This is a genomic window from Psychrobacter sp. SZ93C1 (genome assembly GCF_015864635.1).
Taxonomy (GTDB): domain Bacteria; phylum Pseudomonadota; class Gammaproteobacteria; order Pseudomonadales; family Moraxellaceae; genus Psychrobacter; species Psychrobacter fozii.
Map to the genome: position 1 here is coordinate 295006 of NZ_JADYWY010000004.1, position 19047 is coordinate 314052.

Below are 19047 nucleotides of genomic sequence, written 5' to 3' on the forward strand. Positions count from 1 at the left end.
TGCCAAACATCGTCAAATAGCTGGTTAATATCCCGATATTATCTGCGCTATTTTTCTTGTTTGACGGCAATTTATCTCATTTTTATCACCATTTTTGAAATGAAGACACGCCCTAAAGAGTCGTTCAAAATAAATCGCTAAAAACAAGTCGTTAAAAACAGATCATTAAAAACATAGAAAGGAACGCATGTATGTCGTTTATCCGCCGTAAACGTAAGAACACAGAAATAGTCTCTAACGAAGCCAGTAATGTTTTGAAAAATGCGTCTAGCGTCCAAGCCAAAAAGCGTATCGCTATTATTGGTTCGGGTGTGTCAGGATTGACTTGTGCTCATTACCTCGTGGCACAACATGACGTAACAGTGTTCGAAGCCAATGATTACATCGGCGGGCATGTGAATACGATTGATGTGGCACTCCAAGATGGCAAAAAAGCAAAAACGGGCAATGTGGAAACCAGTGCGATAGACACGGGATTCATTGTTTTTAACGAGCGTACTTATCCTAACTTCTTTCGTTTGTTGTATGACTTAAAAGTACCGTTCCAGTCGACAGACATGAGCTTTTCGGTAAAAAATACCGCACGTCATTTTGAATACAACGGTCACACGCTCAACACATTACTATCGCAGCGTAAGAACGTGCTCAATCCAAAATTTTGGCGATTTATCAAGGACATCTTACAGTTCAATAAACATATCAAGCAACTCCGCCAAGATTACGAAGTTGCACGTGCTCAAGGGCAAGACGTCAGCGCCTTCACTGAGCAAACACTTGGTAATTACCTTACACAGAAAAACTACGGCAATCTGTTCACAGATAACTATCTACTACCAATGGTCTCTGCTATTTGGTCGACCAGTCTGGATGAAGTACAAGACTTCCCATTGGTGTTTTTTGCACAGTTCTTTGACAACCACGGCTTGCTCGATGTGGTCAATCGTCCGCAGTGGTTCACGATTAAAGGCGGCTCTAAACAGTACGTTAATAAGTTAGTGCCACGCTTTATCAAAGGGGGCGGCGAAGTGCGAGTAAACAGCCCAGTACAGTCAGTGGTTCGTGATGGTGAGCAAGTATTATTGACGGTTCAGGACAAAGGTAACACTGATAACACGATCGAAAATCTTGTATTTGACGAAGTTATCTTTGCTTGTCATGCAGATACTGCGCTGAAGATTTTAAAAGATGCCAGTACAGAAGAGTCTGAAGTGCTGGGGCATTTCCGCTTTACCAAAAATACAGCCGTACTTCATACCGACATCAGTGTCCTACCTAAAAAACCGTTGGCATGGGCAAGTTGGAACTACCTCATTGATGAAACAGCGTCGGGTAACACGACGGAGACAGGGCAAGCTGTTGAAAGTACACCAACCCCTGCTAAGCCCGTACTGACGTATCATATGAATATCCTGCAGCGACTCACCAAGCAGCATAACTATCTAGTGACACTTAATCCAGAAACCGTCGATAGAAATATCGATGACAAGCAAGTTATCAAAAGCATTGATTATAGCCATCCAGTATTTGACCTCGCAATGATTGACGCACAAACCAAATGGTCTAGCATCTCTGGTAACGGCTTGCACACGCATTTTTGCGGTGCGTATTGGTTCAATGGCTTTCATGAAGATGGTGTGCGTAGTGGTTTACGTGTCTGTCAGGCATTGGGTCATAATATTGAGATAAAAGACGACGTTGATCTGACTCACTTGCCAGATGCTGATAGTGCTCATACGCCATTCCGTTATAAAGACATGCCGATAAAGGCAGATACCAAGTTACGTAAAATTAATAAGCGTGAAGTCATCAGAGCGACCACCAATCAGGAGCTGGTTGAGTATGCTGAGCGTTTACAGTCTACTGTCATAGATGGTGGTCAGAAGAAAAAACGTGGCTTATTTGGTTATCGTAACTCGAAGTAATTTTAGAATTAAAATAAAAAACACCACTAAAGAGAGTGCTATGTCTAACGAAGACTACTCGTCTAATAATGCCTTACCACATCAGTTATTTCATGGGACAACATGGCACAGCCGGCTACTGCCAAGTGTGAATAAGTTTGTCTACCCGTATCGCTATTGGGGCGTCAATATCAGCGCACTAGCTGCAGGGCAAGCACTCCCTGAAATAAGTAAAAATATTTTTAGCAAAAATAGCCTTACAAAAAAATTGCCATTACAAGGGCTTTTAGCAAAAGGACTACCGTTATTCTCAGCAAATAAAAAAGCCTTGCAGCAGTTTTGCCCTGATGATTATTTGCAGAAACTAGAGGGTTTAAGCGGCAATGAAGATAACGACAACAACGCTACCAATGGCAATATTAATTTAAATCCTACTCAAGCACTCAATCATCGTCTGCGTGATGCTTTCGTTGCGTATTCAGGTAGCGCACCGACCGGCGATATGGTCGGCTTGCTAGTCTGTCGTAATGTCGGCTTGTACTTCAGCCCAGTCAATTTCTATTTAGGATTTGACGAGCAGCAGACACCAACTCATTTATTGGCTGAGGTGTCCAATACGCCATGGGATAAGCGTCATTGTTATGGGTTTTTACTCGATGGTGAGGAGACGGAGTTCTGTCATGATAAAGATTTTCATGTCTCACCTTTTAATCCTATCGACCAGCTTTATCGCTGGCAGGTTAAGGTGAAAAAACAGCCAGATAACTGTTTGCAAGTTCGTATAGCAATCAATATCAGTGATGAGCGTGGTGAAGTGCTAAAAACGGGTATAAAGATGTCTGGTGTGCCAATGACTGACATCTCTATTCGCAAAAGCTTACGACAAAATCCAGTGATGAATCTGACTTCTTTGACTCGTATCTACTGGCATGCTTTTAAACTCTATGCGTTCAAAAAAGTCCCTTATATCAATTACGATGAAAAGCTAGCAGATAGCCAACAGCAAAAATAAAACAGTTCAAAAGACAGTCATTAGCCATTCAAAGCAATTAGCTATTTAAAGTCATTAGAAATCCCAAAATTTCATGAATGTTAGACCAACCAAAAAAGCATTTAGACAAGGATAAATACACGATGCCAGCCAGACTGACCGATCGAGCACCTGTTTCAACATTAGAGAAATTAACTGCACAGATGAGCAAAGTGGTCAATGAGAGCGCTGTCCTAAAACCCGTCAGTGGCGGGGTCAATAAAGTGGCAAGGAAGTTGATATTTCGCGCGTTGCAGCATATACAGTTTGGTAGCCTTACTCTCATCGAATCGTTCGGTAATGAGGCGCCTAAGACCAGCTGTTTTGGCAGTGAGTCTTCTATGGTAACCAGTAGTTCGGCAGTGGGTCGTCACTCTTTACATGTCTCCTTGACCATCCATGATCCAGCTGTCTATCGTCAACTGCTACTTGGCGGCTCTATTGCGCTAGCAGATAGCTATATCAACGGCGAGTGGGATACGGATGATTTGACGGGTTTGATTCGGTTGGCAGCTCGTAACTTGGCCGTATTGAATAAATTGGAGAATCGCTTTGCAGGCGTCAGTAAAGCCTTTGAAAAAGCCAAGCATCAGCTGCGTAGCAATGATAAGTCTGGCTCCAAGTCCAATATTTTAGCCCATTACGATTTGGGCAATGACATGTATCAGCGTTTTTTAGATGAGACCATGATGTATTCATCAGCGGTATATCGTACGCCTGATGTATCTCTTAGCGATGCCCAACAGCATAAACTGGCGCTCATTTGTCAGCGTCTACAATTGACTGCTGATGATCATGTGATCGAAATCGGTACCGGTTGGGGTGGGTTTGCTATTTATGCTGCCAAACATTATGGCTGTAAAGTTACCACGACAACCATCTCTGATGCGCAGTATGGCGAGGCGCAGCGCCGAGTCGAAGCAGCTGGGCTGTCTGATAAAGTGACATTACTCAAGCAGGATTATCGTGAGCTGACAGGGCAGTACGACAAATTAGTCAGTATCGAGATGATTGAAGCAGTCGGGCACGAATACTTACCGACGTTCTTTGCTAAATGTAATAGTTTGCTCAAGCCGACAGGATTGATGGTACTGCAGGCAATTACCTTTAACGACCAAAATTATCAAGACTACGTCAATTCGGTCGATTTTATTCAGACGCACATATTCCCAGGCGGCTGTCTACTATCTAACCAAGAGCTCAATACACAATTTACTGAGCAGACTGACATGGTTATCAAGCAGCTTCATGACTATGGCTTTGATTATGCGCATACGCTCAGAGATTGGCGCTTAGCATTTATGTCGCAGCGTGAAGAGATAGTTGAGCTTGGTTATGATGAAGCGTTTATCCGCCTGTGGAACTTTTACTTTTGCTACTGTGAAGGTGGGTTTTTAGAGCGGACTATCGGTGTGGTGCAGTTGACAGCAGTGAAACCAAACAACATCGATATAATGCATTTCTCTGATTTGCCAGCTGCCGTCTTAAATCATAAAACAGTTTTGAACGATGAGACAGTCTTTAATGATGAAAACATGGCAGACACCGCGACTGTGTAAATGTTTTGATGTGGATATGGTTTCGTTTTAGCGCTCGTAAGGTTTCATAACGCATTAACCGTTTGAGACCCATGTATTGAAAGGTTGTACATTGAGATATTTTATATTGTTTGAGTAGCGCGTCTATCAAGGAACCCAGAATAGCGTGTCACCGCTAACGCCTCATCGATATTATAAGTTTTATCCGTTTTTATTCATTTTATAAGGGGTGACATCATGGGTTACGTTTTTATTTATCTCGCCGCTGTGGTTATCTTTTTAGGTGTCGATGCTGTTTGGCTGACGACCATGAAAGGAGCCTTTTATGAGTCGCGTATCGGGCATCTATTGGCTGATGAGCCAAACATGATGGCTGCTGGCGTGTTCTATATGTTTTATATATTGGCACTTTGTATCTTGGTGCTGTATCCACAAATCAAAGCAGGCGCATCTGTCGGTCATATTTTCTTGCTTGGTGGTTTGATTGGGCTGATGGCATATGGAACGTATGATTTTACTAACTTGGCACTGTATAAAGGCTTTACCTTAGATACAGCGTTGGTAGATTTTGTTTGGGGTGGGATTTTGACGGGTTCAGTCAGCGCTGCTGTTGCATGGTTGGCTTATCGCTTTCATTGGCTCAGCTAAATATTATTAGGTCATCAAATCTGTCATACTGGCATGCAAATATATACAAATAAAAATTTCTAAAAATAAGGATTATCATGCCGCAATCTAACACTAGCACATCCGCTCAAAAAGCTCCTTTAAACAGTGAGCTATACATGTCGATACTCATGACGCCCGATATGGCGAATTTCATTGGCAATGTGCATGGTGGTGATTTGTTAAAAATGCTTGATCAGGTCGCTTATGCCTGTGCTAGCCGGTATAGCGGTAACTATGTCGTGACACTGTCTGTCGACCAAGTGATGTTTCGAGAGCCTATCTATGTGGGTGAACTGGTGACCTTTGCTGCCAGTGTCAACTATGTGGGAAATACGTCGATGGAGATTGGCATTCGTGTTGAAGCGGAAGATGTGCGTGGTCGTACGGTCCGTCATACCAACAGCTGCTACTTCACGATGGTCGCTATCGATGATAAAGGTAAGCCAACCGCAGTGCCACCACTTGAGATTAAAAATAATCTGCAACAGTGTCGTGCTGATGCTGCGCTAGATCGTAAAAACTTGCGTATGCAAAGCTCGCATCGTCCAAGCTGTGAGTTAAAAGAGATGGTCGGAGAGTTGGATGATGAGCATGAGCGTTAAAATAATGGGAATATAGGTAGTGAGTTAATTTACGCTTCCTAAGTTCCTAAGTTCCTAAGTTCCTAAGTATGTATCCCAACTATCTTGAGATAGTCACTTTGAGTCGACTATCCCGTTGAGTATCTAAATATCTATGTTTAACACGTCTGTATCGAGGCTACTATGAGTCTGAAGCCGCCAGAAACCAAATCGAAAGACACTACTATCGCTCAACCAACCACGCGAATTGCGCGTGGTGCTGGCATGGATAGTGTAGACCCTAATCATGCTGCTAATGTTGCCACCGATGAAAGTGAGCCACACTCTGGCTCATTGACGACGGTATTGATTGCCGTCGGGGCTAACCTCGTTATCGCTATTGCAAAAACCGTTGCAGCAGTTATGACAGGTTCTGCTTCTATGATAGCGGAGTCCGCGCATTCTTGGGCAGATGCTGGCAACGGTACCTTGCTCATTGTCGCAGAAAAGAAGGCAGTCAAACCTGCGGATAGCAGTCACCCATTGGGTTACGGCAAGGAGTCGTATGTCTGGTCGATGATTGCCGCCTTTGGTGTGTTTATGGCAGGCTCTATCGTCTCCATTTATACGGGTATCACCGAATGGAATGCGGCGGAGAGTGAGACCAACTATACCATCGGTTTTATTATATTAGCGGTCGCGTTTGTGCTCGAAGGATTTTCATTGGGGCAAGCTTATTTACAAAGCAAAAAGCATGGTGAGGCAATTAATGTCAGTGCTATCGGTTATGTGATCAATACATCTAACCCAACGTTACGTGGTGTGTTCTTCGAAGACTTGGCCGCTGTCATTGGCTTGGCGGTTGCTGCTGCTTCGATGGGCATGCATGCTTATACTGGACAGCCATTTTGGGATGCATTAGGCTCTATTATCGTTGGCATATTGTTGGGCGCTGTAGCCATATTTTTGATTAGCCGTAACCGTGACTTTTTGGTTGGCTACAAAGTATCAGAGCAAATACATGGCTATGCGTTAAGTGAGTTACTGAATCATGCAGATATCGATAGTGTCTCGTACTTACATCTAGAGTGGGTAGGACCCAAAAAAATATTTATGGTGGCGGCAGTCGACATCGCCGGTAATCAAAAAGAGAGAGAAATCGCTCATAAGTTTGAAGCTATCGAAAACCAATTTCGCAAAGACCCATTGTTTCAAGAAGTTATCTTGACACTATCCGTACCAGACGCAGATGTTTTGACTTTACCAGATATAGTTACTCCATTATAAAACTGTTACTGCGTTAACCTCGCTTGAAGTATTCAATATACATCTATACTCGGCTGCCTTATACTATCTTTTAATTTAATCGACTATAGTCCACTAAAAAGTAGCTAACAAACCATAGGGTGATAATTATATGAGAACTTTATTTAAGAGCGCTATACTGAAGAACACCGTATTTGCTGTATCTTTAAGCATAAGTGCGGTCAGTTTGATGGCGGTGCCAACGCTATCTGTACAAGCGGCAGTACCGACGGATGCCTCTCTATTAAAACTCATCAAGGTCACTAAGGTCGTTGAGATGATGAATGACATGTCTAGTGACAGTGGCATCACAGATCAAGTGACGCAGTCGATGTTATCTTCGCTACCTATTGATAATTTGAGTACAGATCAGCGCCAACGTTTAGAAGGTATTGTCAGTAAATATAGTAAAGAGATGACAGATAATAGCGACAGGGACAGCGTGAATCAACAAGTTATCAAGGTTTATATGGAGACAGCGAAACAGCACTTTGACCAAGCAGAGGTTGATGCACAGATAGCATTTTATAGTAGTGAAGCAGGTCAAAGTATTATTAATAAGCAGCCTGCTATGATGAAAGATTATATGACAAAAGTGATGCCTATCGTTATGGAGTCTACGATGGAAAAGGTGCAAGATATTATGCCAAGAATGGCTGCAGATATTGAAGCCCTTAAACTTGAAGAGTAATGTAGAGCCTTGTTAGCCTAGAATCATTCATTCCAAAAATCGTTTATATAAAAGTCTACAAGCATAAAAAAGGTCGCCAATTACGGCGACCTTTTTATATTTTAAACTTACGTTTTAAATGCTCGGTAAGTTATCTGCTTGTTACTTGCTAGGATTACTTATTAAGGTTACTTACTAGGAGCGTTTGCACCGATGAACCATGCATCTTTGTCAATGATACGACTGGCTTCTGTAAATAAATCAGCGGTATCTTCGTCACCTGCATCGCCAGCAGTAGCGATTGCTTTACGCAATGTCTCGGCTACGTTTTTGTAGCGGCTGGTCAATTCACGAACATGTTGATCGACTTCAGTAATATCTGTTGGGTAGTCGTCTAAGATAGATTCTTCTACCACACGACTGGCCAAACCGTTTGGCTGACCGCCCAAAATTACGATACGTTCGGCAATAGTATCTGACACTTCAAGGATACGGTCCGACGTATCATCTAATAACTGATGCACACCGATAAAGCCAGTACCTTGTAGATTCCAATGACACTGCTTGCCATCTAACGTTAAATCGATGACGTTGGCTAAATTTGCATTTAACAGCTCCACCATGTTTTTGGCTGTTTCGTCTGATATTCCACTTGCGTAACGTTCTCTCATATCTTACTCCATTATGTATTTTGTTTTATTGAATTAAATATTTAGCTTATTGTTATTTGATAGGTTGTATCGGTACTGCTTGTTGATTCGTTATAAATAATAGCAGCTTAAATCGTTATTGGAACCCTCAAGCGTTAGGCTTTGTTGAGTGGTCGTGTAAGGAGTTTGTTAACCATGAAAAGCTTTGTAAATATAGCCAAAATCATGTGAGTTTTTTATAACTGTCTTAGACTTTTTGCTAAAACAGGCGTATAGAATAGCTGTCTTGTGCATCTATATACAGGTTAAGACTGATGTCTGTAAGCATCATATTCAGCTGATGCTTGTCCTTTAAAAACCAACACTCAGACCCCATATTGTTATAAACATCTAGAATAAGAAATCTATTATGCGAATGCCTGAACCGCGCTCATCGCGTCAGTTAAATCAATTGGCCACTCAGCTCCAAGGCGAAGCTGAAATCAGTGGTGTCAATGCGTCTGGTACGCAAATATCAAGTCGTGCCTTTGAGATGGTTACAGATTTTGAGCCGGCAGGCGATCAGCCGCAAGCCATTAAAAAGCTGGTAAATGGTATCAATACTGGGATGAATGAGCAGTTGCTACTTGGGGTGACAGGTTCTGGTAAGACTTATACCATGGCGAAGGTTATCTCTGAGACGCAGCGCCCAACCATTATCATGGCGCATAATAAAACGCTTGCGGCTCAGCTGTATGGCGAGTTCAAGTCATTCTTCCCTAACAATGCGGTTGAGTACTTCGTTAGTTATTATGACTATTATCAGCCTGAGGCCTATGTTGCGGCTAGCGATACCTTTATCGAAAAAGACAGTGCCATTAACGATCATATTGACCAGATGCGTCTGTCAGCGACGCGCGCTTTGCTAGAGCGCCGTGATGCGATTGTCGTCGCGTCTGTATCCTGTATCTATGGTTTGGGCGATCCTGAAAGCTATTTAAAAATGCTACTACATGTGGTCGTGGGCGATAATATAGATCGTACGGCGACGATTAAGCGTCTAGTAGAAATGCAGTATATGCGCAACGAGTTGGATTTTGGCCGTGGTACGTATCGCTTGCGTGGTGAGCTGCTAGATATCTATCCGGCTGAGTCTGAGCAGTTGGCCGTACGTGTGCATTTATTTGACAATGAAGTGGAGAAAATCACTTGGTTCGATCCATTAACGGGCAAGACCGTGCGTAGCGTGCCACGTATTACCATTTATCCAAAGTCACATTATGTGACACCGCGTAATAAGCTAGAAGCTGCTAGCCATACCATTCGTGCGGAGTTAGAGCCACGTCTTGAGTACTTCCGTGAGAATAACAAGCTGATAGAAGCGCAACGCCTCAAAGAGCGTACTCAGTATGATCTTGAGATGATACAGCAGCTTGGCTACTGTAACGGCATCGAAAACTATTCGCAGCATCTGTCTGGTCGTCCATCAGGAGAAGCACCGCCGACGTTGTTTGATTATATTCCAGAAGATGCACTGTTGTTCCTTGATGAGTCGCACGTGACCGTCTCGCAAATTGGGGCGATGTATAAAGGCGATAGATCACGTAAAGAAAACTTGGTGAATTATGGGTTCCGTCTGCCAAGTGCGATGAACAACCGCCCGATGAAGTTTGAAGAGTGGGAGCGTATCAAGCCCAAGACGATTTATGTGAGTGCCACACCAGCGTTGTATGAGCTTGAGCACAGCGAGCAAGTCGTTGAGCAGGTTGTACGCCCGACTGGTTTGATTGATCCGGAAATTGAGATACGTCCTGTATTGACGCAAGTCGACGATGTGTTATCAGAGATTACCAAACGCCGCGAAAAAGATGAGCGTGTATTGATTACCACGTTGACCAAGCGCATGTCAGAAGATTTGACCAGCTACCTAAAAGAATACGATGTCAAAGTCGCATATTTGCACTCTGATATCGATACTGTCGAGCGTATGCAAATCATTCATGAGCTGCGAACTGGCGTGCATGATGTACTGGTCGGTATCAATCTGTTGCGTGAGGGTTTGGATATGCCTGAGGTATCGTTGGTAGCGATATTTGATGCCGATAAAGAAGGTTTCTTGCGTTCTGAGCGTGCTTTGATTCAGACCATTGGACGCGCCGCGCGTCATATCAATGGTAAAGCTATTCTGTATGCAGATCGCATCACTAATAGTATGCAGAAGGCGATAGACGAGACGGACCGCCGCCGTGAAAAACAAGTGGCGTTTAACCTAGAGCATAACATCACGCCGAAGGGTGCGCGTCGTAGTATTACGGATAAAATCGATACCGGTGACGACCAGAATGCCAATGACAATCAAGTGATTCCAATCAAGAGCAATCTGCCTGATGTTGATATTAGCATCTTACGTAGTCCTGATTTACTTGCCAAAGAAATCAGCCGTCTTGAGAAGCTTATGAAACAGATGTCTCGTGACTTGAAGTTTGAAGATGCAGCAAAAACGCGTGATAAAGTATTAGAGTTAAAGGCGCATTTAATCTAAGGCGCGATTTGGCTTTTATTCGATGTTAGAGGAGATGAGTTACATATTCTGTGGCTCATTTTTTTGTGCGTCATTTGATATCAGAATCCTTGTAATAATAATCGATGCCACTTACCATATCAGCACTTATGAAAATGAGTCTCTCCATCCATAAATCATATCATTCCAAATAATGAGAGCAGTGATAAACAGTCGTAAGAACTTTCAGTCACAAGCACATTGTCTAATAAACTTGGCAATTCTGATACTGACACTGCGAATTCAATATTTGGTATGGGTACTAACTAGGCGTATTTATATTGTGCTTACCAATAATTTAATAGAATTAAACTCTAACGAAAACTCACTAGGCATGGCAAAATCTGCCAAGCAAGCAGTCATAGACTCTTTAGACATCGGGTTTCGTTATCCAGACGATCAACGAGCTGCTCTGATTAGTCGAATTGCTGATATCAATGGTGTAACAGAAAGTCAAATATCTCTAGGCTGCGGCTCTAGCGAAAACATCCGTACGGTTGTACAGATGCTGCAAAACAAAGCTTTGAGAGAAAGCAAAAACTTCCAAGTGATCGTACCGCATCCAACCTTTGCCTATGCTGAGTTATATGCAACCTCTATCGATGTACCTGTAGTAAAAGTACCGTTGACACCTGAAAGCTATTCTCTCGATTTACAAAACATGCAAAAAGTGGCTGATGACTTTGACGGAATAAGCTTATTTTATCTCTGTAATCCTAACAATCCAACCGCGACGATTACTGATACAAATAAGCTGAAAGAATGGGTAGGGAGCGCACCAGACAATCATTATTTTTTATTAGATGAAGCGTATTCAGAGTACGTGACAGACCCAAGCTTTGAGAGTGGTGTTACTTGGATAAGGGAGCAGCATTCAGACAATATCGTTGTGGTGCGGACATTTTCAAAATTGTGCGCCCTCGCTGGCATGCGAGTCGGTTATGCAGTCGCTAGCCCGCAAATGATTGCTAAACTAGAGGCATTTATATCAATTGATAATACCAATTTATCTGGTGCTGTGGCGGCGTTAGCGACCTTAGATGATGAGAAGTTTTTGGCATTGAGCTTGCAAACCGCCAATCAATCACGTCAGCTGGTTGAGCAGACGTTAGATGAGCTTGGTTTGCGTTACTTGCCATCGCAGGCTAGCTTTATATTCCATGAGATAAAAGGCGATGTACAGACCTATATCGATAGAATGCGCGAGCATGGCATTGCCGTCGGTCGTGAGTTTGCGCCTATTACTGGTTTCAATCGTTTGACGCTTGGCAGACCTGATGAGATGGCAGTATTTGTAGAAGTGCTTAAGTCATTTCGTGAGAAGGGTTGGGTGTGATTTTCATTGGGTTAAGCGGTTAGTTTGCATCTGGTTTTTACCAACCTTAAACGCAGTTTTACACATTACCCCTTAACAAACATCCGTCCTTCTAATAGGATAAGCAAACACAGTGTATAGCTGTTTTTGACTTATCAAGATCAAAAAATATCGAATAACAAGGACATAATTATAATGGACGTTAAAGCATTATTTAAAAAGGGCATAGAAAAACAGTTACTAGATGTAGATGACTATATATTTAAGCCTGAGCTAATAGAGATGACGGTTGAGGAAGGGGAGTTGACCTGTGTGCTAAATAGCGATGGTAGTGTCAATATTTTTTATACTAAGGCAGGAATTACTGACGTCAGAGCCGCAGCTCGAAAGCATCCTTTTACTTCTTTTGCGACTGAGCTACATCATGGAATTTATGATGATGTCATCGATGATGTGGTAGGTAACGTAAATGATATTATAGACAGTCACTCTAAGTATTTCCGTCGTAGCAAAGTCTTGCCTCTTACACCTGCATTAGGAGGCAGTGATGCCGTTATTACAGAGGCTGATAAGTATTAGGTTTAACTGATTATGCTATATACTGATCATGACTCTTGTTCAAGAAATAATGTGTTCTATAGCTGGTGAGAGTCAAGATTGATTAGCGGTCGTGTTGGGTTAATATAGATATTTTGGATGATTATTCTTTTATTTTTTCCATTTCACCGAGTCGACCTTTATACATTTCAAAAATAATGTTTGGATTCCAGTCATCCATCTCAGTTTTGCCATGTCCAAGCGACATCATGGTCACCAGTTTTCCATTATTTATATAAAACTCGCAATGCCAGACTTGCTGAGTAAAGTGGTTTTTTGGCATATATCTTTCTGTTTCTGCGGCATAAACCAAACTACCGTTTCTTTCAAAATAGGCTTCTTGATAATAAGTATCTTCGCTATGAGACTCTATTTTGATGATTCGATTGTTGTTATCTAAGTTACAGATTCGCCAAAACTCTTTTTTCTTACCAAAGTCAGTGACAACATCTACCTCTATACTGCATTTTGATATATTTCTCTTAAATTCTGCATTGGTATCTGTTCGTAGTTTTTCTTTTGTATTATCTTGACTGTGTGTATGACCATTGACAGTTCCAAACAATGTCATAGCCAATGCTAATAATATGTGTTTCATAGTGGTTCGCAACATTAGTATATAAAAAAGGGCTAGGTTATCTATGATAACCTAGCCCTTTTCTTATCAATAAGCCATTAATAAATAACTTATTTAACGAGACTGGTATAGCAGCTTTGTAGTGATTTAGCGACCACGTTAGCGACCAATTCAGTGCGATAGCTTGAGTCTATTGCTGCATTACCCAATTCAATCATGGTTACTTGTTGAGGGGCTTGCTCACTGACGCAGCCACAGACGTTGGTTTTGACAGTTTCTTGTTGCGCATCAGTCATCGCAACACTAGCAACGCGCCATGCATTTTGTTTTTCGATTTCGCTGCGGCATTGCGTATCAATGGCTGATGTAAATATATTCATACCAATACTACTTGCAGTCGTCATGGCTGTGCTAGCAGTAGTGCCTGTAGTCGTGCCAGTACCTGTTGATGTACAGCCAGCTAGAGCAAGAGTAGCAAGCATAGCGGTCGAAGCTAAGAGTTTTTTCACAGAATTTTCCTTTGAGGTTTTATGATTTTTCAAGATCAATGCTTGATACGAATTAGGGCGTGTTGACTATTCAGCAATATCACTGACAATATCTATCTGCGAATGTTCAACACGACTTAATGTTTGCTAGTCGGAATTAGTCTTCTCTTTAGCAAGTCGTATATTATCAGCAAAATACGTTAATAACACTATCAATGCTTACTTAAGGAAAATCAAGCCACTTTTTATGTTAATCCAGCCACGCATAAGGATGATAATAAGCGTAGACTTTGTAACCAATATATCCAGTACTCATTAGTAAACTACCGACGACAAATAACCATGTGGTGATGTGCTTCCATGAAATGTCATCAAAACTGTTATTGTATGCTGCAGAAATACAGGCAATGAAAAGCATGATGCAGCCTGACAATAGCGTCAGTGCTGACGCAAGCTCATAAATATTTATTCCAAGATTCGGCATGCCATGCATCCAACATAAAATTTATCTTACTTTAACGATTTGAATAGATAAAGTAGATGAAATTTGCATGGAGTATTTATGTATTTGGCGAAGGTATCGCTCTTTTAATCTTGGAACATAGTAAAAAATACTGATATAAATAGATTTTAACTAGAGGTAAAATCTCATATGAATCGTAAGTTACTTATCTTATGTATCTTAATTGCTTTGATACCTAGCCTGTTTTTTATAAGAAGCATATATGTAATGTCTGATCATCATATACAGCAATGTCATTGGAAAAGCTCTGGATCAAAAGTCATGGGAGATGCATTTAGTTTTGATAACTATATTCGGCTTGAAGGTAATGTAATTTACTTAGGTAAGCAACCGACAGCACAAATAATGCTTAGAAAGTATCGTCCGTATGCTGATAACATCATTATAGTTAGCGATATAGATTATTCTGAGTTGGAGATATATTATGAAAAAGGCTGTCATTAAATAGCAAAATCAAATGCATATATGCGTTGCTAAGTTGACATAAAAAAACCAGCAAAGACAAATAGTCTAAGCTGGTTTTTTATACTACTTAATAAGTAATTTTATACATTTTTGCCATGCTGTTTGGTTTGAATCTCTTTCGCTAATTTGTAGCATTCATTGATATGGTCATTGGCGATTTTTTTGAAAATCATATAACCCATGGTTGCTGCAACCATTTGACCACCCAACGGAATAAATTTTGTCACTTGCTTGGCAGCGATACGACCACCGAAGCCTTGTACTGTCTTTTTCACGATACCACGTGTCGCCATTAGTCCTGCGAAGTCAACGGTACGGTCTTTTAAAGCGCCCCAATGAACGGCTCGTGACTCTAAATCAACAGCTGACTGACGATCTTCAATTAAACCAAAGCGCTCACTGATATCAGGCAATAGCTGGGTAAGCATACCAGCATCCACAGCGACATCAAAGAAAGGCACAGGAACGATGGCAACACCAGCAGAGTACTTAGCGCGTTTTTTGACCAGCTTTTGACATTCTTTTTTTGTTTGTTCGAGGTCTAAGCTAGGATCTATCGTATTTGGTAGTTTTTCAGCGTTTGGTGTGGTTTTCATAAAGGTTCCTTATAAATAATTGAAGTAAGTAATTAAAATAAAACACTCTAAAATATCGAATTATAGTTTTAATGAATAACAAATATCTCAGTTGCTATCTATTTTATGGATTTATAAGAGGCATACAATCATTGCTTTGTAGCAAAATGCATAAAAATACAGTCACTGTGCACCGTTTTTGTAAACTGGCTGTCTTATAGAGTATAAATATAGTCTAAGAATGACCTGTAATATATAGCTGCTCAAATAGGATTGATAGTAATGTAATAACAAGAAAAATGATAAACCGTTCCGCTAGAAATGACCATTGTGACCTTTTGCTAAAGCCAGTAGAATACACCCATGCTAAATTTAACCCCCCGTTATACCAGCACTCGCGTCGACGAGTTGCCCACCGCGCTGCAGCCACTTGCTGCTCAATCATTAACGCTTGCCCGCTTATATGCTGGTCGAGGTATCACTGAGCCCGATGAGCTTGAGACAGGACTATCAGGTCTACTGCCTGCAGAGATGCTACATGGTGGGACTGAGGCAGTGCGCTTGTTAGATATTGCCATTGATGATGGTCAACGTATCCTGATTGTGGGTGACTTCGACTGTGATGGCGCAACCAGTACCGCACTGATGATGCGCGCGCTCACAAAGATGGGCGCAGTCGTTGATTTTTTAGTGCCCGATCGCTTTAAATACGGCTATGGTCTGACGCCAGAGATTGTTGAGTTGGGTATCGAGACTTATCGACCCGATATGATAGTGACGGTGGATAATGGTATATCAAGTCATGAGGGTGTGGCTCGTGCGCAGGCCGATGGCATCACTGTCATTATCACTGACCATCATCTGACGACCAAACAGACGCCACCTGCTGAAGCTGTGGTCAATCCCAATCAGCTCGGTTGTGACTTTACCAGTAAGGCACTGGTTGGAGTGGGCGTGGCATTCTATGTGCTAGGACGCTTAGCCAAGCTGCGCCGAGAGGCTGGCAAGTCCACCGTACAAGTCAGTCAATATTTGGATTTGGTAGCGCTTGGGACGATTGCCGATGTTGGGGTACTAGATAAAAACAATCGTATCTTAGTACATCATGGGTTGAACGCTATCCGTCAGGGGCGCTGTTGCCTAGGTATCTTAGCGTTACTTGAGCAGGCAGGCCGTGACCCTAAGCAGTTGCATGCACAGGACTTTGGCTTTGTCTTAGGACCACGTATCAATGCAGCTGGACGTATGGACAATATGCGCATCGGTATTGAGTGCTTGTTGACGGAAGACTGGGGTACGGCACAGCGCTTGGCGCAAGAGCTTGAGCAGTTGAACCGTACCCGTCGTCAGGTAGAAGGTGAGATGCGGACGCAAGCAGATAATATTGTGGAAGCTTTGGCAGTGGAGACGGATAACGATATAGATAAAGTCAGTGATGTCATCATCCAAAGTAAGCCTGAGAAGAAAGCTGTTAATGGTGCTAAAAGAAGCATTGTTTTATATCAAGACGATTGGCATCAAGGCGTGATCGGTATCGTTGCGGGACGATTAAAAGAAAGTCATTATTTGCCTAGCATTGTCTTCGCGCCAGCAGATACGGCTCGGACAGGTGACGAGGACGCTATAAAAGGCTCCGCACGGTCTATCGCTGGCGTGCATGTTCGTGATGCGATTGAGCAAGTGGCTGAGCGTTACCCTGAGTTGATTACTCACTTTGGTGGTCATGCGATGGCAGCAGGTTTGACGATTAAGCGTGGTAACTTTGATGGGTTTGTGACAGCTTTTGATGAAGTCATGGCAGAGATGAATGATGACGTTTTCGCTGAGCAGAAATTCACAGATGGGGCGTTGCAGGCGAGTGACTTTAGCTTATGGTTTGCTGAGCACTTAGCGGATGCCAGTATTTGGGGTCATGGCTTTGCACCGCCGATATTTGATGGGATATTCGAAGTGCTAAGTTTTAAGGTTTTAAAGGATAAACATCTGAAACTGTCATTGCGCTATCCGGATGTGCAGTATCCAATTGAAGCGATTTACTTTAACTTTGATAGTGATGTATGGGATTACCGTGCCGAACAAGTACATTTGTTATTTCAGCTAGACATCAACGAGTGGAATGGTAAGCAAAGCCTACAGCTTATGGTAAAGGACTTGGCTGTGGTAGAGCAGGGCTAAGATCATAAGGTATCAGTGCGTTTAAGTTTGAACGCACTTATAGCATTTGTCGCTTTTTGATTGGATATCAGTACTTCCATTCCAATGTCGGAAATTGCCAATCGTAGCGTATCGCCATCATGCGTAAGGTAAAAATCGTACTCATGGTGGCGATATCAGTAATCCAATCTGTCACGCCTAAATTGCGTAAGACAAAGTAAAGGATACCGCCGGTCAAGGCTGCGGTAATATAAATCTCTTGCTGTAGTACTAAGGGAATTTCATTGCAGATCATATCGCGGATGATACCGCCGACGATAATGGTAATAACCCCAAGTAACAATGCCACGGGTACATTCGTGCCCATGCTATCGGCAACCTTGATACCGATTAAGGTAAACGCTGCCAGTCCAATAGTATCTGAGAGTTTGAGAAACTTATCAACGCGTCTAGAATTGGGATGAAAAAATATCTGCATCACGAGTGACGATATCGTAATAACGGTCAAGTAGCTCATGTCTACCATCCAAAATAATGGATGACGATCTAAAATCACGTCACGAACAGTACCGCCGCCAATGGCAGTCACGATTGATACCAATAAGCAGCCAAAGACATCAAAGTTTTTGTGCTTGGCCAGTATCGTGCCCGATACACTACAAGCGATGATACCAATCATATCAAACACAAATATCAGCGAGCGTGGATCAAACGTAGTGATTAGTGCTTTAGGATCCACAGAGATGGCCAACATGATCAAGTCTCACTAGTTTCTGATGATGATAAATCGATATGATGAGTGCTAAATCTATAGCCACTTTTACTTTAAGTGGCCAAGCGACTAAGCAGCTAGGCGAATAGAAGGCAAGTGCCAATCAAATTTGAGCGCCAACATACGTACTGCAAAGATGATAAACAGCATGATAAATTCATTAATACCAGAGGACACGCCGAATTGTTGCAAAATCAAATAAGCCACAGAGCCTGCAATGCTAGCCGTGATATAAATCTCACGCTGCAGCACTAAGGGTATCTCATTACAGATAATATCACGAAGCATACCGCCAATCATCGCCGTCCATACACCCATCATAATAGCAATAATAGGCGACATATCTTGTGTCAACGCGATTTTAAAACCAATCACGCTAAAGGCAGCCAGCCCAATGGCATCGAAAAGCTTCAATGCCTTATCAATCTTATGATATAGATGAAAGAATATTTGTAAGATGAGGGACGTCACGGTGATGACAATCACATAATTGAGGTCAGTCATCCAAAACAGCGGATGACGGTCTAACGCCATATCTCGTAGCGTACCACCGCCAATCGCATTGACCATCGCCACTAAGATACAGCCAGAAATATCGAAGCCTTTATGCTGAGCAAGCAAAGTACCTGCTATCGCGCAAGCAATCACGCCAACCATGTCTAATAAATATAACAAAATATCAGGAAAAACTAAACTATGAGACATAATTATATTATCAA

At 42.2% G+C, this 19047-nt stretch carries 19 protein-coding genes; 12 read left to right on the forward strand and 7 right to left on the reverse strand.

What is annotated here, in order from left to right; genetic code table 11:
• Positions 1–191 precede the first annotated feature (191 nt).
• The 7 genes from I6E83_RS07495 (at position 192) to I6E83_RS07525 (ending at position 7694) form a co-directional block, all read left to right on the forward strand.
• On the forward strand, positions 192–1922 hold the full coding sequence (locus I6E83_RS07495; RefSeq protein ID WP_197100850.1) for an NAD(P)/FAD-dependent oxidoreductase: 1731 nt from the start codon (positions 192–194) through the stop codon (positions 1920–1922).
• Between the two features lie 40 nt (positions 1923–1962).
• Positions 1963–2913, forward strand: a complete 951-nt coding sequence (locus I6E83_RS07500; protein WP_197100852.1) for a DUF1365 domain-containing protein — start codon at positions 1963–1965, stop codon at positions 2911–2913.
• A 122-nt stretch (positions 2914–3035) separates the two neighbouring features.
• On the forward strand, positions 3036–4490 hold the full coding sequence (locus I6E83_RS07505; RefSeq protein ID WP_197100854.1) for an SAM-dependent methyltransferase: 1455 nt from the start codon (positions 3036–3038) through the stop codon (positions 4488–4490).
• A 216-nt stretch (positions 4491–4706) separates the two neighbouring features.
• On the forward strand, positions 4707–5117 hold the full coding sequence (locus tag I6E83_RS07510) for a DUF2177 family protein (protein WP_197100856.1): 411 nt from the start codon (positions 4707–4709) through the stop codon (positions 5115–5117).
• Between the two features lie 77 nt (positions 5118–5194).
• Positions 5195–5740: an acyl-CoA thioesterase gene (locus I6E83_RS07515; RefSeq protein WP_197100858.1), complete on the forward strand. Its 546-nt coding sequence runs from the start codon at positions 5195–5197 to the stop codon at positions 5738–5740.
• 162 nt (positions 5741–5902) lie between these two features.
• A complete protein-coding gene (locus I6E83_RS07520) occupies positions 5903–6985 on the forward strand; it encodes a cation diffusion facilitator family transporter (protein ID WP_197100860.1) in 1083 nt (360 codons plus the stop codon).
• Between the two features lie 130 nt (positions 6986–7115).
• Entirely contained in the window at positions 7116–7694 is a 579-nt protein-coding gene (locus I6E83_RS07525) for a DUF2059 domain-containing protein (RefSeq protein WP_197100862.1), read from the forward strand.
• A 167-nt stretch (positions 7695–7861) separates the two neighbouring features.
• Here I6E83_RS07525 and dps read toward each other — a convergent pair whose 3' ends face one another.
• Entirely contained in the window at positions 7862–8344 is a 483-nt protein-coding gene (gene dps, locus I6E83_RS07530) for a DNA starvation/stationary phase protection protein Dps (protein WP_197100864.1), read from the reverse strand.
• A 388-nt stretch (positions 8345–8732) separates the two neighbouring features.
• Between dps and uvrB the strand changes: the two genes are divergently transcribed.
• From uvrB to I6E83_RS07545, 3 genes are all read left to right on the forward strand, one after another.
• On the forward strand, positions 8733–10844 hold the full coding sequence (gene uvrB, locus I6E83_RS07535) for an excinuclease ABC subunit UvrB (RefSeq protein WP_197100865.1): 2112 nt from the start codon (positions 8733–8735) through the stop codon (positions 10842–10844).
• Between the two features lie 301 nt (positions 10845–11145).
• Entirely contained in the window at positions 11146–12198 is a 1053-nt protein-coding gene (locus I6E83_RS07540) for a histidinol-phosphate transaminase (RefSeq protein WP_320158385.1), read from the forward strand.
• A gap of 174 nt (positions 12199–12372) precedes the next feature.
• Positions 12373–12756, forward strand: a complete 384-nt coding sequence (locus tag I6E83_RS07545) for a hypothetical protein (RefSeq protein WP_227669259.1) — start codon at positions 12373–12375, stop codon at positions 12754–12756.
• Positions 12757–12877: 121 nt separating this feature from the next.
• Here the strand turns inward: I6E83_RS07545 and I6E83_RS07550 are convergent, their stop codons facing one another.
• From I6E83_RS07550 to I6E83_RS07560, 3 genes are all read right to left on the reverse strand, one after another.
• A complete protein-coding gene (locus I6E83_RS07550) occupies positions 12878–13372 on the reverse strand; it encodes a hypothetical protein (protein ID WP_197100867.1) in 495 nt (164 codons plus the stop codon).
• A gap of 89 nt (positions 13373–13461) precedes the next feature.
• Positions 13462–13860, reverse strand: a complete 399-nt coding sequence (locus I6E83_RS07555; protein ID WP_110922455.1) for a hypothetical protein — start codon at positions 13858–13860, stop codon at positions 13462–13464.
• A gap of 229 nt (positions 13861–14089) precedes the next feature.
• Positions 14090–14323 (reverse strand): hypothetical protein, encoded by a 234-nt coding sequence (locus I6E83_RS07560; RefSeq protein WP_197100868.1) that lies wholly within the window; start codon positions 14321–14323, stop codon positions 14090–14092.
• A 168-nt stretch (positions 14324–14491) separates the two neighbouring features.
• Between I6E83_RS07560 and I6E83_RS07565 the strand changes: the two genes are divergently transcribed.
• Positions 14492–14806, forward strand: a complete 315-nt coding sequence (locus I6E83_RS07565) for a hypothetical protein (protein ID WP_197100869.1) — start codon at positions 14492–14494, stop codon at positions 14804–14806.
• A gap of 101 nt (positions 14807–14907) precedes the next feature.
• Here I6E83_RS07565 and I6E83_RS07570 read toward each other — a convergent pair whose 3' ends face one another.
• The gene (locus tag I6E83_RS07570) at positions 14908–15423 is read right to left on the reverse strand and encodes a hypothetical protein (protein WP_194197046.1); all 516 of its coding nucleotides are present in this window, start codon (positions 15421–15423) and stop codon (positions 14908–14910) included.
• Between the two features lie 342 nt (positions 15424–15765).
• Here I6E83_RS07570 and recJ point away from each other — a divergent pair, with 342 nt between their 5' ends.
• Positions 15766–17577 carry a single-stranded-DNA-specific exonuclease RecJ gene (recJ, locus tag I6E83_RS07575; RefSeq protein WP_197100870.1) on the forward strand — a complete coding sequence of 604 codons (1812 nt, stop codon included), beginning with the start codon at positions 15766–15768 and terminating at the stop codon, positions 17575–17577.
• A 67-nt stretch (positions 17578–17644) separates the two neighbouring features.
• Here the strand turns inward: recJ and I6E83_RS07580 are convergent, their stop codons facing one another.
• Entirely contained in the window at positions 17645–18310 is a 666-nt protein-coding gene (locus tag I6E83_RS07580; RefSeq protein WP_110922460.1) for a trimeric intracellular cation channel family protein, read from the reverse strand.
• An 87-nt stretch (positions 18311–18397) separates the two neighbouring features.
• Complete coding sequence (locus I6E83_RS07585; RefSeq protein ID WP_197100871.1) at positions 18398–19033, reverse strand: trimeric intracellular cation channel family protein; 636 nt, start codon at positions 19031–19033, stop codon at positions 18398–18400.
• Positions 19034–19047 lie beyond the last annotated feature (14 nt).